This is a genomic window from Parafrankia sp. BMG5.11 (genome assembly GCF_004337455.1).
In genome coordinates this window covers 241,980-255,609 of the sequence record NZ_SJXI01000027.1, presented here as the reverse complement: position 1 = coordinate 255,609, position 13,630 = coordinate 241,980, and the positions used below count along the sequence as shown (strand labels likewise).

At 68.2% G+C, this 13,630-nt stretch carries 14 protein-coding genes; 9 read left to right on the top strand and 5 right to left on the bottom strand.

Going from position 1 to position 13,630, the window contains the following annotated elements; genetic code table 11:
* Positions 1-35 precede the first annotated feature (35 nt).
* The 3 genes from mgtE to E0504_RS19245 all read left to right on the top strand — a co-directional run bounded on the left by mgtE (position 36) and on the right by E0504_RS19245 (position 2,255).
* Positions 36-1,478: a magnesium transporter gene (gene mgtE, locus E0504_RS19255; protein ID WP_131625343.1), complete on the top strand. Its 1,443-nt coding sequence runs from the start codon at positions 36-38 to the stop codon at positions 1,476-1,478.
* Between the two features lie 6 nt (positions 1,479-1,484).
* A complete protein-coding gene (locus E0504_RS19250) occupies positions 1,485-1,877 on the top strand; it encodes a DUF1489 family protein (protein WP_131625342.1) in 393 nt (130 codons plus the stop codon).
* A 120-nt stretch (positions 1,878-1,997) separates the two neighbouring features.
* Entirely contained in the window at positions 1,998-2,255 is a 258-nt protein-coding gene (locus E0504_RS19245) for a hypothetical protein (protein ID WP_131625341.1), read from the top strand.
* On the opposite strand, the gene E0504_RS19240 is transcribed toward E0504_RS19245, so the two are convergent.
* Genes E0504_RS19240 through E0504_RS19230 form a run of 3 tightly spaced genes read right to left on the bottom strand, consistent with a single transcriptional unit; the run spans position 2,252 to position 5,131 of the window.
* Positions 2,252-2,923, bottom strand: coding sequence for a DsbA family oxidoreductase (locus tag E0504_RS19240; RefSeq protein ID WP_131625340.1), 672 nt, complete (start codon positions 2,921-2,923; stop codon positions 2,252-2,254). The two genes, E0504_RS19245 and E0504_RS19240, sit on opposite strands and share 4 nt — an antisense overlap.
* A gap of 10 nt (positions 2,924-2,933) precedes the next feature.
* Positions 2,934-3,806 (bottom strand): NAD(+) diphosphatase, encoded by an 873-nt coding sequence (nudC, locus tag E0504_RS19235; RefSeq protein WP_207974485.1) that lies wholly within the window; start codon positions 3,804-3,806, stop codon positions 2,934-2,936.
* A complete protein-coding gene (locus E0504_RS19230; protein WP_131625339.1) occupies positions 3,803-5,131 on the bottom strand; it encodes a serine hydrolase in 1,329 nt (442 codons plus the stop codon). Before E0504_RS19230 ends, nudC begins: the two co-directional genes overlap by 4 nt.
* Here E0504_RS19230 and E0504_RS51315 point away from each other — a divergent pair.
* Positions 5,109-5,456: a hypothetical protein gene (locus E0504_RS51315; protein ID WP_207974484.1), complete on the top strand. Its 348-nt coding sequence runs from the start codon at positions 5,109-5,111 to the stop codon at positions 5,454-5,456. The two genes, E0504_RS19230 and E0504_RS51315, sit on opposite strands and share 23 nt — an antisense overlap.
* On the opposite strand, the gene mutY is transcribed toward E0504_RS51315, so the two are convergent.
* Positions 5,453-6,481: an A/G-specific adenine glycosylase gene (gene mutY / locus E0504_RS19220; RefSeq protein ID WP_131625338.1), complete on the bottom strand. Its 1,029-nt coding sequence runs from the start codon at positions 6,479-6,481 to the stop codon at positions 5,453-5,455. The two genes, E0504_RS51315 and mutY, sit on opposite strands and share 4 nt — an antisense overlap.
* A 29-nt stretch (positions 6,482-6,510) precedes the next feature.
* On the opposite strand from mutY, the gene E0504_RS19215 reads away from it, so the two are divergent.
* The 5 genes from E0504_RS19215 (at position 6,511) to E0504_RS50425 (ending at position 12,978) form a co-directional block, all read left to right on the top strand.
* Positions 6,511-7,044 (top strand): DUF721 domain-containing protein, encoded by a 534-nt coding sequence (locus tag E0504_RS19215; RefSeq protein WP_131625337.1) that lies wholly within the window; start codon positions 6,511-6,513, stop codon positions 7,042-7,044.
* A complete protein-coding gene (locus E0504_RS19210; RefSeq protein WP_165938555.1) occupies positions 7,041-7,712 on the top strand; it encodes a thioredoxin domain-containing protein in 672 nt (223 codons plus the stop codon). The genes E0504_RS19215 and E0504_RS19210 overlap by 4 nt, the downstream gene beginning before the upstream one ends.
* An 80-nt stretch (positions 7,713-7,792) precedes the next feature.
* A complete protein-coding gene (locus tag E0504_RS19205; protein ID WP_131625335.1) occupies positions 7,793-8,536 on the top strand; it encodes a thioredoxin domain-containing protein in 744 nt (247 codons plus the stop codon).
* Between the two features lie 12 nt (positions 8,537-8,548).
* The gene (locus tag E0504_RS19200; RefSeq protein WP_131625334.1) at positions 8,549-11,974 is read left to right on the top strand and encodes a chromosome segregation SMC family protein; all 3,426 of its coding nucleotides are present in this window, start codon (positions 8,549-8,551) and stop codon (positions 11,972-11,974) included.
* A gap of 62 nt (positions 11,975-12,036) precedes the next feature.
* Positions 12,037-12,978 (top strand): lysozyme inhibitor LprI family protein, encoded by a 942-nt coding sequence (locus E0504_RS50425; protein WP_165938554.1) that lies wholly within the window; start codon positions 12,037-12,039, stop codon positions 12,976-12,978.
* Here E0504_RS50425 and E0504_RS19185 read toward each other — a convergent pair.
* Positions 12,975-13,610 (bottom strand): glutathione S-transferase family protein, encoded by a 636-nt coding sequence (locus tag E0504_RS19185; RefSeq protein WP_131625331.1) that lies wholly within the window; start codon positions 13,608-13,610, stop codon positions 12,975-12,977. The genes E0504_RS50425 and E0504_RS19185 overlap by 4 nt on opposite strands.
* Positions 13,611-13,630 lie beyond the last annotated feature (20 nt).

Sequence of the window (13,630 nt, the reverse complement as noted above, 5' to 3'; positions counted from 1 at the left end):
GCGTTTCGGCGGCCCGCGCCTAGACGCCTAGCGGGATGGCGGACGAGCAGATCATGGACGCGGAATTGCGCGCCGGCGATGAAGCCGGCCGCCCTGACGACCGGATCGACGACGAGCGCCACGACGAGGAGAACCGGCTCAAACCGGGCTACCTGCGCAGCGTTCGAGAAGCGCTGGAGGCCGGCGACAAGGGCCGCGTGTACGACCTGGTCGAACCGCTTCACCCGGCCGACGTGGCCGACTTGTTCGAGCTGCTGGAAGCCGACGAGCGCCCGCTGCTCGCCGCCGCGATCACCGACCTGATGAGCGGCGAGGTCATCGCGGAACTCAACGATCACGTCCGCGACGACATGATCGAGGCACTCGCGCCGGGCGCCGTCGCGGAGATCGCCGAGCAGCTCGACACCGACGACGCGGTCCAATTGCTCGAGGACCTGGAGCCCGCGGACCAGGCGGCGATCCTGGCCGAGATGGAGCCGGAAGACCGGGCGGCGATCGAAAGCGCGCTCGCCTATCCCGAAGAAACCGCCGGTCGCCTGATGAGCCGCGCGTTCGTCGCGGTGCCGGAACACCTGACGGTCGGGGATCTGATCGACTTTCTGCGGGACACCCAGGGAGACGAACTGCCCACCGACTTCTGGGAAGTGTTCGTGGTGGATCCGGCGCACAAGCCGGTCGGCACCTGCCAACTTTCGTGGATCCTGCGCACGCCGCGCCACATCGCGCTGAGCGATGTGATGAAGCGCGACCAGACGCTGATCCCGGTTACCGCCGATCAGGAAGAAGTCGGCAACATGTTCCAGAAATACGCGCTGATTTCAGCCGCGGTGGTGGACGAAAGCGGGCGGCTGGTCGGCCAGATGACCGCTGACGACGTGGTCCATATCATCTCCGAAGAAGCGGGCGAGGACGTGTTGCTGCTGTCGGGCGCGGGCGATGGCGACATCAACGAACCCATCCGCGACGCTTACGTGGCGCGGGTGCGCTGGCTGGTCGCCAACCTTGGAACCGCGGTGGTGGCCAGCACGATCATCGCCTTGTTCGGCGCGGCGATCGAAAAACTGGTGGCGCTGGCGGTGCTGATGCCGATCGTCGCCAGCATCGGCGGCAATGCCGGCACCCAGACGATGGCGGTCACCGTCCGCGCGATCGCGATGAACCAGCTCACCCGCGCCAACACCCGGCGGATGCTGTGGCGCGAGATGCGCGTGGCGCTCGCCAACGGGGCGACGGTCGCGGTCCTGATCGGGATCGCCACCGCCCTGTTGTTCAATCCGCAGCTTGGCCTGGTGATCGCTGCCGCGATGTTGATCAATATCGTCGTGGCGGGCTTTGCCGGCGTGGCGGTTCCGGTGATCTTCGAGAGGCTCGACCAGGATCCCGCGGTCGCCTCCAGCGTGTTCGTGACCATGATCACCGACTCGATGGGCTTTTTCGTGTTCCTCGGCCTCGCGGTGGCGAGCGGCGTCGTCGGCTGACCTGCCATGCCGCTGCACATGACCAAGATCGCCTATCGGACCAAGAGCCTGGACGCCTTGCGGGAGTGGGTCGAGGCGGGCGACGAGGCGCACATGCACACGCGCTACCTGCCCAAGAGGCACGAGGAGATGATCGGCGGCTCGCTGTTCTGGATCCTGGATCACGCGATCGTGGCGCGCTCGGAAATCCTGGGATTTGTCCAGCGGCCCGACAGCCACTGGACGATCCGCCTGGCCCCCCTGCTGGTGCCGGTCGAACCCAAGCACAAGCGGGCGCATCAGGGGTGGCGCTATCTCGAGGACAAGGACGCTCCGCGCGACCTGGCCGACGGCGAGGAGCCCGGCGTCGCGATTCCCGGGCGCTTGCACGGTCGCCTGACGAAGCTGGGGCTGATTTGATCAACGCGCGATCAGAATTGAGCGGTCATTCGCCTCACCTCCAATCCAGCATACGTTAAAAGTCGCAAACGGAACTCTGTCGAGGCGCGGCCCGTTGGTCTGGTGATAAGGAGACCAGACATGACCGAACGCGACCCCCACTCCGACAATGACCTGATCGACTCCATGGCGAAAAACGCTGGCGGTTCGACAGCGCAGAACGACCGCGCTGGCGGCAATCTGGCGCGCGATGTCGGCACCCGCGCCGAAGAGCGCACGGCCGAAGGGACCCTCTCCGGAGAGGAGGTTGACCGCGTGCAGGGCTCGGACAACCCTGAGCAGGACGCGATGAAGGGCGACAAGACGATCGGCGCCATGCCGACCACGCCGGATCCCTAACGGCGAGCGATCACCTTGCGGATGACATCGACGTAAGTTTCGGGTTCCTGAGCGCCGGGAACCAGGAACCTGCCGTCGAAGATAATCGCGGGGACGCCGCTGATGTTCATGTCCCACGCGTGCTGCTGCTCGGCGCGCACGGCGTCGGCGAGATCCGCGTCATCGAGCGCGGCGGCGGCAGCGGCCCGGTCAAGACCAGACGCCTCCGCGACATCGAGCAGCACCTCACGGTCACCGATCCGCCGCCGCTGCTGGAAGTGCGCCGCGAACAGCGCCAATGCCAGCCGCATCTGCGCTGCAGCTCCGGCATTTGCGACCGTCCAGGACAGCAGCTTGTGCGCGTCGAAGGTGTTCCACATCATCGTCACGGGGGGCTCGCCCTCGCCGGTGTAGTCGAACGAAAACCCTGCCGCGCGGGCACGCTCGGCCATGATGCCTGCGCCGGCGGCGGCCTCTGAAGGGGTGCGGCCATACTTGCGCGCGATATGCGCGCGGCTCTCCTCGCCCTCGGGCGGCATGTCTGGGTTAAGCTCGAACGGGAGCCAGCGGATCTCGGCTTCAACCTCTCTGCCCAGATCGTCGAGCGCGCGGCGGAGGTGCTGGTAACCGATCACGCACCACGGGCACATGACGTCCGACCAGATGTCGATCGAGATTCGCTCAGTCATGGCGCCTTCCTCATCGATCGAGCCACCAGGTGACGAGGTGATGTGCGATCGCCCAGGAGCGGGGAAAGATCAGCGTCTCGTTGCCCTCTGGCCCCGCCTCCCGCGCGTCTTCCAGTTCGGCGCGGGTGAACCAGCGCGCCTCCTCTAGCTCGGTCGTGTCCACGGTGATCGCATCGTCGTCTGCGTGCGCGTGACAGCCGATCATCAGCTGGCTGGGGAATGGCCACGGCTGGCTGGCGATATAGGTCACATCGCGCACGCGCACGCCCGCTTCCTCGAATACTTCGCGGGCCACCGCCTCCTCGATGGTCTCGCCCGGCTCCACGAACCCCGCGAGCGCGGAATGAACCCTTGGCGGAAAGCGCGGCTGGCGGCCCAGCAGTAGGCGCCCCTCGTGTTCGACCAGCATGATCGTGACAGGATCGGTGCGAGGAAAATGCGCCGCGCCGCACGCGCTGCAGTCGCGTTGCCAGCCACCCTTAGCCAGCGCGGTGCCGCTGCCGCAGCGGGCGCAGAAGCGATGCCTGGCATGCCAGTCGACCAGACTGCGCGCGCCGCCGTAGATCGCGAGATCGCTGGGCGAGAGCACCTGCATCGCCTGCCACACTTGCGGTTGGGCGTAGGCGGGGCCGTCGGCTCCCTCGGCTGGCACCGCGGCGAAGCAGGCCTTGCCGTCCAGCAAGCCCAGGAACACCAGTTCGGCATCCTCCGGCGCATCGGCCAGCGTGCCCCAATCGATCTCGCCCGTGACGGCATCGTATGACGGCAGCAACCCGTCCAGCTTCAGCAGCCGCGCCCGCCAGTTCATCAGCTCTGCCAGCGCCTCGCGATCCGTTCGCAGATGATCGGCCCGATCAAGCGGCGAGCCGCTGAACGCGATCACGCGGCGGCCTTCCGGCCCGTCATTGCCGCAAGGTCAGCCAGCACAGCCCGATTGAACTCCCCGGTCAGTGGGTACGGCGTCAGCGACATGTATTGCGTCATCATGGTGGCGCGGAAACCGCGCTTCATGTCGACGAAGGCCACGGTCCCGGCTGCCCCGCCCCACCCATAGGTGCCGGCCTGCTCACCCAGCCCAACCCGGCCGCCGGCGCCAAACCCCTGTCCTTCGGCGAACGTGCCCGTGGTATCGACACCTTCCGGCAGCAGGTTGGATGTGCCCACCCGCACCGCCAGCTCGCTCATCACCCGCTTGCCGTCGATCTTGCCATAGCCAAGCAGCATCCGCAGGAAGCGGTCGTAATCGCGCGCGCTCGACACCAGGCCCGCGCCGCCCATCGGAAAGGCCGGCGCATCGGCGTAGATCGACTGCGTCGGCGGGTCGATCGGCAGCAGGCGGCCATCCAGCACGCCGTAGTTGGTGGTCAGTCGGCCCAGCTCACTCCCGGGAACCTGGAACCAGGTGCTCGTCATGCCAGCGGGATCGAAGATCCGCTCGTTGAGAAAGGCGTCGAACGGTTGGCCCGAAGCGACCTCAATCACCCGGCCGAGCAGGTCCAATCCCACCGAATACGACCAGCGCGTCCCCGGCTGCGCGATCAGTGGCATCGTCGCCAGGCGATCGGCAAAGGTCGTGAGGCTGCGCACCGCCTCGCCCCGCCCGAAGGCAGCGGCGATGGGCAGCTTGGTCACCTGCCCGGGGACCAGGCCGGCATCTTCATACGCGGTCTTGATCGGTCCTTTCTGGACGATCGCATAACCAAGGCCCGCCGTATGGGTCAGCAGGTGGCGGATGGTGATCGGCCGCTGCGCCGGCTCCAGATCGGTGATCGACCCATCATAGGTCTTCTGCACCTGCATATTCGCGAAGGCAGGCAGGATTTCCGCCAGCGGCTGATCAAGGCCCAGCTTGCCTTCGTCGATCAGCATCATCGCTGCCATCCCGGTGACCGGCTTGGTCATCGAATAGATGCGATACAGGCTGTCGAAGCCGGCCGGCGCCGCCTGGCCCAGGGCCAGCGTGCCGACGGACACGACATCGGGATCCCGCTGGCCCCAGCCCAGCGCGGCGACGATGTTGGCGACCTTGCGCGCGGCGACGTACTCGTTGGCAAGCTTTGCGACGTTCGCCCACTGCGTCGATGCCTGCGCAAACGCCGCGCGGCCGAACGGCAGCCCACTCAACGCCGCCCCGGCGCCCAGCAGCGCCCCTGAACGCAGCAACGAACGGCGCGACAACTGCGCGATGTCGAATTCCCTGAAAGCCATCTGCATCCTCGAACTGATCGGTTTCATTTCAGGATGTGCGGCAAGCCACCAGCCCGGTCAATCGGCCTTGCGTTGCGCGAGTGTCCTATCCATACAGCACACCATGCTGAACATTCTCTCGATCATCATCGGCATTGTGGCCCTGCTGCTCGCCATCCCCTCGGCCATTCCGTTTCTGGGCTGGGGTAATTGGATCGTGTTGCCGATCGCCATCGTTGGGGCAGGTCTGGGGGCGCTCTCGCGCTCCAACCAGGGGCGCAACTTCTGCCTGGTCGTGATCGTCATCGCCGCGATCCGGTTGTCGCTCGGCGGCGGTATCCTCTAGCCGAGCACGCGCGCGGCAGCCTTGGCGAACAGGGTCGGCAGACCGGCCTCGCCCAGGCGATCGATCGGCCACCATTCGCCATTGACCGCAGGTGCCTGCGTGGCGGAGGCGCGCCGGATAGTCAGTTCAAGGTCGAAGTGCGTGAAGCCGTGGCGCACCGTGCCGACGCAGGTCCACTCCGCGGCAATTGGCGCATCGCCTGACCCGTCAATGGCTGCCGACCAGCCGTCACCCGGCAGGGCTCGCATCCCGCCCAGCATGCCCCGCCCCTCGCGCCGGATGAGCCAGACATGCCCGCCGCGCTCGATCCAGAAAGCACTGCCGGTACGCATGGGTTTGGTCTTCTTCGCGGCCTTGACCGGATAGCGTTCCGGCTCGCCTTCGGCGCGGGCCTCGCACCACCCCGCGACCGGGCAGACAAGGCACCTGGGTTGGCGCGGCGTGCAGATGGTCGCGCCCAGATCCATCATAGCTTGCGCAAAGTCTCCCGCGCGCTGGGCGGGGGTGATTTCGTCCGTGCGGACGCGGATCGCCTTGCGGGCCTGTGGCAAGGGATCGGCAATCGCGAACAACCGCGAAACGACCCGCTCGACGTTGGCATCAACCACCACCGCGCGTTGCTCGAACGCGATCGCGGCTACGGCAGCGGCGATGTAAGCGCCCACCCCCGGCAGCGCACGTAGCCCTGCCTCGTTGTCGGGAAAGCCGCCTCGTTCCACGACTGCGCGGGCGGCGGCGATAAGGTTGCGCGCGCGCGAGTAGTAACCCAGCCCCGCCCACGCCGCCATGACGTCAGCCTCGTCGGCCGCCCCCAAATCCGCCACGGTCGGCCACCGTTCCAGGAACCGCCGATAATACGGCGCCACCGCCGCGGTGGTGGTCTGCTGCAGCATCACTTCCGACAACCACACCCGATACGCATCGGGCGGCGGCGCGCCAGGCGGGCTGCGCCATGGAAGCGTGCGCGCGTGACGGTCATACCAGGCGAGCAACGCACTCGCGACGCTGTCCTCGCTGGCAGTCACCGGCTCGCTATGGCATGGCGCGCCCAAGTATGGAACGGGACACACCTTCGAAGTTGGGCAAGGCGAAGCCGCGCAGCTACGAGCGGCCGCGCGGCGGGCCGGCGCGCTCGATGGCGGAACTGACGCCGCAGGTCGGGCGCACCGCGTTCCGCCGGTTCGGATTCGTGCAGTCGAGCGTCGTCACCCGGTGGCCCGAGATCGTCGGGGAACACCACGCCAAGGTTTGCTCGCCCGAGGCGATCCGCTTCGCTCCGGGGGAAAAAGCCGACGGCATCCTGCAACTGGTCGTCCTGCCGGCCCACGCGCCGCTGATCCAGCATGTGATCCCCGAGATCATCGAGCGGGTGAACCGCTTTTTCGGTTACAAGGCGGTGGCCCGGGTCAAGCTGCGGCAAGGGTCGGTTAATCCGCCGCGTGGTGAAGCGCCGGTCGGGGGACCCCCATCATTGAAACCCATCCCGATCGAGCTCGGCGACAGCCTGCGCGACATCGGCGATCCAGAGCTGCGCGCGGTGCTGGAATCGCTTGCCCGCTCGCTCGGGGGACAGGAGGACACCAAGTGAGGTTCGCATCGCTGGCGCTGGCAATCGGTGCCGCCTTTACCGCGACCGCGGCGGTTGCCGCGACCAACTGGCTGACAGTGGTCGATACTGCCGACGGCGGCCACCGGATCGGTAATCCCGCCGCCAAGGTGAAGCTGACCGAATTCATCAGTTACACGTGCACTCACTGCGGCGAGTTCGCCCGGGAAGGCACCAACGCGGTCGATGTTTACGTCGCCAGCGGCAAAGTGCAGCTGGATGTACGCCACATCGTGCGCGACCCGGTCGATCTGACCGCCGCGATGCTCGCCAATTGCGGGCCAGCGGCGAAGTTTCCCCGCAACCACGCCACGCTGATGCTCAGCCAGCCGAAATGGCTGCCGATCATGTCTCGCGCCACGGCCGGGCAGAAAGCGCGCTGGTCGACAGGCGCCGGTCCCGCCCGCCGCCGCGCGATCGCCAGCGATCTTGGCTTTTACGACCTGATGGTGCCGCGCGGATACGACCGCCCGACGCTCGACCGCTGTCTGTCGGACGAAGCGCTCGCGACGCGGTTGGCCGAGCAGACCGCCGCGGATGCAAAAAAATGGGGCGTGCGCGGCACCCCCAGCTTCGCGATCGACGGCACCCTGCTTGCCGGCACGGGCACCTGGCCGATGCTCCAGCCCCAGATCGACGCCCGTTTGTAGGAGTTGTGGACAGCGCGCCGTTGTGCTTTCGGGCCCCGAACGCTTCCGCTAGGCTTCATCACCACTTCAAGAGAGATCGCATGACCCGCCTTCGCACCGCTTCCCTCGCTTTCGTCGCCACTCTCGCGCTTGCCGCCTGCAATGCGGAAGAAGCCCCCACGGCTGAGGTGGCTGAGGGTCAGCCGGTCGCGGCCGTGGCAGCGCCCGCGGGTCAGGCGTGGTCGGACGTTGCCTCGTTCACCCCGGAAGGCGGCGTGATCCAGGGCAATCCCAACGCCCCGATCAAGCTCGTCGAATACGCCAGCCATACGTGCGGACATTGTGCCGAGTTCGCCGAAACTTCTGCCGAGCCGCTGCGCACCAAGTACATCGATACGGGCAAGGTCAGCTTCGAACTGCGCAACCAGATCCACGATCCGATCGATCTCACGGTCGCGGTCCTCGCGCGCTGCACGGGGCCACAAGGTTTCCACGCGCTGGCTGAACAAAGCTGGGCCAACCTGCCGGCGATCTTCGAAGCGGCCAATGCCAACAAGGCGGCGCTTGACGCGGCGATGCAGGCGCAAGGCGCCGCGCGGTTCGACGCCATCGCTCAGGGCACCGGACTGTACGATTTCTTCGCGCAGCGCGGCGTCTCACGGGATCAGGCTCGCACCTGTCTCGCAAACGCGAAGACTGCCGAGCAGATCGCGGCGAATTCCGAAACGCAGTCGGAAGAACTCGGCGTCACCGGCACGCCCACCTTCTTCATCAACGGCACCAAAGTTGGCACGCAGACCTGGGCGACGCTGGAGCCGATGCTGCAACGCGCCGGCGCGAGGTAGCACCGCCACGCGATGCGCATCAGGCGGCTCAAGCTCTCGGGGTTCAAGAGCTTCGTCGAGCCGTCTGAACTGCGCATCGAGCCGGGTCTGACGGGAGTCGTCGGCCCGAACGGCTGCGGCAAGTCCAACCTGCTGGAAGCGATCCGCTGGGTCATGGGCGAGAATTCGCCCAAGTCGATGCGTTCCGGCGGGATGGACGATGTCATCTTCGCCGGCACCGCCAGCCGCCCCCCACGGGACTTTGCCGAAGTCGTGCTCACCGGTGAGGGGGACGAGGGCGAACCGCTGGAGGTCGTGCGCCGGATCGAGCGCGGCGCCGGCAGCGCCTACCGCGTCAACGGACGCGATGTGCGCGCCAAGGATGTAGCACTGACGTTCGCCGACGCCGCCACCGGCGCTCACTCCCCCGCCCTCGTCAGCCAGGGCAAGATCGCGCAGGTCATCGCCGCCAAGCCGGCCGAGCGGCGCATGATGCTGGAGGAAGCCGCGGGGATCGCCGGCCTGCACGTCCGGCGCCGCGATGCAGAAGGCAAGCTGCGCCAGACCGAGGCTAATCTGGCGCGGCTGGAAGACCTCATGGCGGGGCTCGACAGCCAGATCGCCACGCTGCGGCGCCAGGCCAAGCAAGCCGAACGCTACACCGTGCTGTCCGACCAGATCCGCCTGGCCGAAGCGCGGTTGCTGTTCGCCCGGTGGCGCGACGCGGCGGCGGCGGCGGAGACCGCCCGGGGCGAAGCGAAAGCGGCGGACGCGCGCGTCGATGCCGCACAGACCGCCGCCGGCGCGGCGCAAAAGGCCCAGGCGGCGGCGGCGCGCGCGCTTGGCGATGCGCGCGACGAACTGTCCGATCGCCGGCATGACGCCAGTGCGCATGGGCACCGGATGGCGGCGCTGTCCGGCCAGCTAGAGGCCGCAGAGCAGCGGCTCGCTGACCTCGATCGCCAGCGCGCCCGGCTCGAGGAAGACCGCGGAGATGCCGACCGCCTGACCCGCGACGCCGCCGAAGCGCTCGCCCGGCTCGAACGCGATCTGGTCGCCAACGCCGCCACCTTGAAAGCGGACGAAGACCGGCGCCCGGCGATCGCCGCGAAGCTCGACGATGCCGACCGTGCCGCGCGGTCTGCCGAACTGGCGCTGGCGCGCGCGACGGCGGACCATGCCGGGGTGGAGGCCGACTGGCGCGTTGCGGAGGCGGAGGTCGCGCAGGCCACTACGGTGCTCGACCGGCTGGATGCCGACGTGCAGCGGATCGACGCAGCGCGCAGCGCGCTGGCGCAGACCGGCGATCCGGACAGCACCCTGCGGATCGCCCGCGCGGCGGCGGAGGCTGCAACCGCGGAGATCGCCCGCTTGCGCGCCCGGCTCGACGAGCGACGCGTGCTTGCGGCAACCCTGCGCAGTGCGCGTGACGAAGCCGCTTCAATGCTCGCCACCGCGCGCGCCGATGTGGCCGGACTGGAGCGCGAACATTCCGCGCTCGATCGGGATCGGCAGGCGCGCCGCCGGCAAGCCGCCAATCGCCATGGCCTGCCCACAGCCCTCGACCAGGTGCGCGCGGCTCCGGGATACGAACGCGCGCTGGCCGCGGTCCTTGGCCGGGACGCCAAGGCTCCGCTGGGTCTGCCGGACGGTATGCCGGAAGGACGCTTCTGGAGTGGCTCCGCCGCCCCCGCGGCGGTGGCCGATGCGCTGGCGGCCCATGTGCCCGACTGTCCACCGCAACTCGCCGCGCGCCTGGCGCTGGTCCACGTGGCGGACACCGACGATGGCCGCGAGCTTGCTCCGGGGGAGTGGCTGGTCACCCGCGGCGGGGGGCTGCGGCGGTGGGACGGCTTTATCGCGCGCGGCGAAGGCGCCGCCGAGGCGGCCCGGCTGGAGGCGGACAACCGCGTGGTCGACCTCGAACGCCTCCTCCCGCCGGCACGCGCCGCGCTGGCCGACGCCGAAACGGCCGCAGCGGGAGCGCACGAAGAACTGGCAACGCTGCAACGCGAACTGGTCGCGGACGAGCGCGCCCTGCAGGCGGCAGCGGACAGCGAGCGCCAGGCACTGCGAGCGGCCGACCAGGCGGAGGCGGAGCGCGAGCGGCAGGCCGCCCGGCTGGAGGAACTCGCCGCCAGCGCCGGTGCCCTGGCAGATCGGCGCGCCGCCGCGCTGGCCGAAGTCGAAGCCGCGCACGCCAGGCGGGCATCGCTGCCCTCGCCCGACACCGGCCGCGCGGCGCTCGATGCAGCGCGCAATCGCAATGAAGACGCGCGCACTGCGCTGCAGGCCGCAACCGCCGCGCTCGCGGCGCACGACCAGGCGCTGGCGGTCGCCCGCGAACGCACGCAGGCGCAGCGGGCGGACATCGCCGGGTGGCAGGCCCGCTCAAGCGACGCTGCGCGGCGCCTGTCGGACATGAGCCGCCGGTTCGAGGAAATCGAACAGGAGCGCGCCGTCATCGCTGCCAAACCGGAAGGCTTGCTGCGCGAGATCGAACAGGGCGAAACCGTTCGGACACGGCTTTCCGCTGAACTCGCCGCCGCGGAGTCCGCGATGGCTGCCGCGCAAAAAGCGGTCGAGACCGCGGACCGGATCCTGGCCGAAACCGCCGAAGCGCTTGCCGCGGCGCGCGAATCGCGGGCGGGTCTGGGCGCGCGGGCAGAGAACGAAGAGCAGCGCCGCGAGGAGATGCGCCGCATTTCCGGCGAGCGGTTCCAGTGCCCCCCGCCGCTCCTCGCCTCACGCTTCGGCTTCGCTGTCGAAACAGTGCGCCATGCCGGCCTGGAAAGCGAGGACCTGGAACGCCTGACCGCCAGCCGCGAACGCATCGGCCCGGTCAATCTGGTGGCCACCGAAGAGCTGGCCCGGATCGAGGCGGAGCACGGCTCCAGCGCGGAAGAGCAGGCCGAACTGCTGGAAGCGGTCAATCGCCTGCGCGGGTCGATCGGCAATCTGAACCGCGAAGGACGCGAGCGCTTGCGCTCCGCGTTCGAGCAGGTGGACGCCCATTTCCGCCGGCTGTTCACCCGCCTGTTCGAAGGCGGTCAGGCGCACCTCGCGCTGATCGACAGCGACGATCCGCTCGACGCCGGGCTGGAAATCTACGCTCAGCCCCCGGGCAAGCGCCTGCAGTCGCTGACCCTGCTGTCAGGCGGCGAACAGGCGCTCACCGCGATCGCGCTGATTTTCGCGCTGTTCCTCACCAACCCGGCGCCGATCTGCGTGCTCGATGAAGTCGACGCGCCGCTCGACGATGCCAACATCGACCGGTTCTGCGACCTGCTCGATTCCATGGTGGCGGAAACCGATACCCGCTACCTGATCGTGACGCACAACGCCGTGACGATGAGCCGGATGCACCGCCTGTTCGGGGTGACGATGGTCGAGCGCGGCGTGAGCCGCCTGGTCAGCGTCGACCTCGGGGCGGCGGAGGAACTGCTCGCAGCGGAGTAGCGCCGCCGATGCCGGAGCAACCTTGACCATCAAGCGTTCGCACCGGGAATGGAGAACGCTTGATGACAATCCGCGACTGGCTGGGCGTATCGGTGATCGCCCTGACGCTGACTGCGTGCGGGGAGACCGAACCGAAAAACGGATCGGCAGAAATCCTGGCCAGCAAGCAGAAATCACTCGCGCAACGCCTTAAGGCGGCGTGTTCTTCGCAAGCGACTTATGACCGCCTCAAGCAAGTGGCGTTCGATGAGGCGATCCGGATCCGCAACGCCGATCCGGTCAACCTCGATACCCTGTCCACCCATTCGCTGGTCCGAGTGGAAAATCCGGTCGTAAAGAGCCGGGACGAGACGCTCGACGTGACGGTGTGCAGCGGGCGGTTCGTGCTGCAGGTTCCTCCCGGGGCGGAGCGCGCGTTCGACGGCAAGCGGCAGCTGGTGGCGGACATCGAATACGCCGCGCAGGCGGCCGCCGATGGCAGCGGCCTGGTTTACCAGATCAAGGGCGCCGAGCCGATCATCTACCGTCTCGCGACATTCGATCTGCGATCCGACACCTATCGCTCCAAGGCGCCGGCGACCGAGGTCGCAGTGGCGCAAGCCTCACCGCCGCCGGAGGCCAAGACCGCAGCTCCGCCGCCCCCGCCGCCCCCTCCAGCAGCGAGCCCGGCGCCGGCAGCTTCGCCGACCGCGCGGCCGGCACCCGCGCCAACCCAGGCGGCCCCGCGTGTTGCCGCGGCCGCCCCCAGCTTCAACTGCCGGGTGGCTCGATCGCGCAGCGAGCGAATGGTCTGCTCCAGTCCCCAGCTTGCGTCGCTGGACCGGGAGATGTCATCCCGGTTCTATTCGGCGCTGAGTCGCGGCAACGAGGGCGTCAGGGCGGAACTACGCCGAACTCGCGACAGCTTCCTCCGCTATCGCGAACGCTGCCCCGACGAAGCGTGCGTCGCGCAGGCCTATCGCGATCGAATGGATGAAATCCGCGACATCAGCGCCGCGCGCTAGGCCCGGTCCGCATCCGCCCTGGCAAACTGGGCAAGCTGTTCTTCGTGCGCTCGCTGGAACGCGGCACGCGAGGTGACCCGTTCGACATAGGCGTCCGTCGCGGGGCGGTCGGCGAATGTCTTGAGCGGATCGCCCCGCAGCACATCGGCCATCAGCAGGTCGGCCACGGTAAAGCGATCGGCGGCCAGCCATTCGCGGCTGTCCAGCACGCGCTCCAGTTGTGTCAGGCGGCTGCCCAGCCAGGTGGTCAGGGGCGTGTCTGCATGGCCCGAAAACCGCAGGAACAGCCACGGCACCGTGACGATCTCGATGGAGTTGAGCGCGGCGAACAGCCACTGGATGGTGTCCGCTTCACCCACGCTATCGCGCGGCATCAGCGCTTCGCTTTGTCGCGCCAGATGCAGCAGGCAGGCGCCGCTTTCGAAGATATGCACATCGCCATCGGACAGGTACGGCACCTGGCCGAATGGCTGCCGGTCCCGATGGTTGGCTTCACGCCCATCGAACGGCACCGTGGCGATCCGGTAGCCTAGGCTCGCCTCCCGACACGCCCAACGTAACCGCAAGTCGCGCACGAACCCGCGAGGCATTTCCGGTACCCAGTCATAGGTCCAGATCGTCAGGTCGCTCATCGCCGGCGTTGCCTCTTACG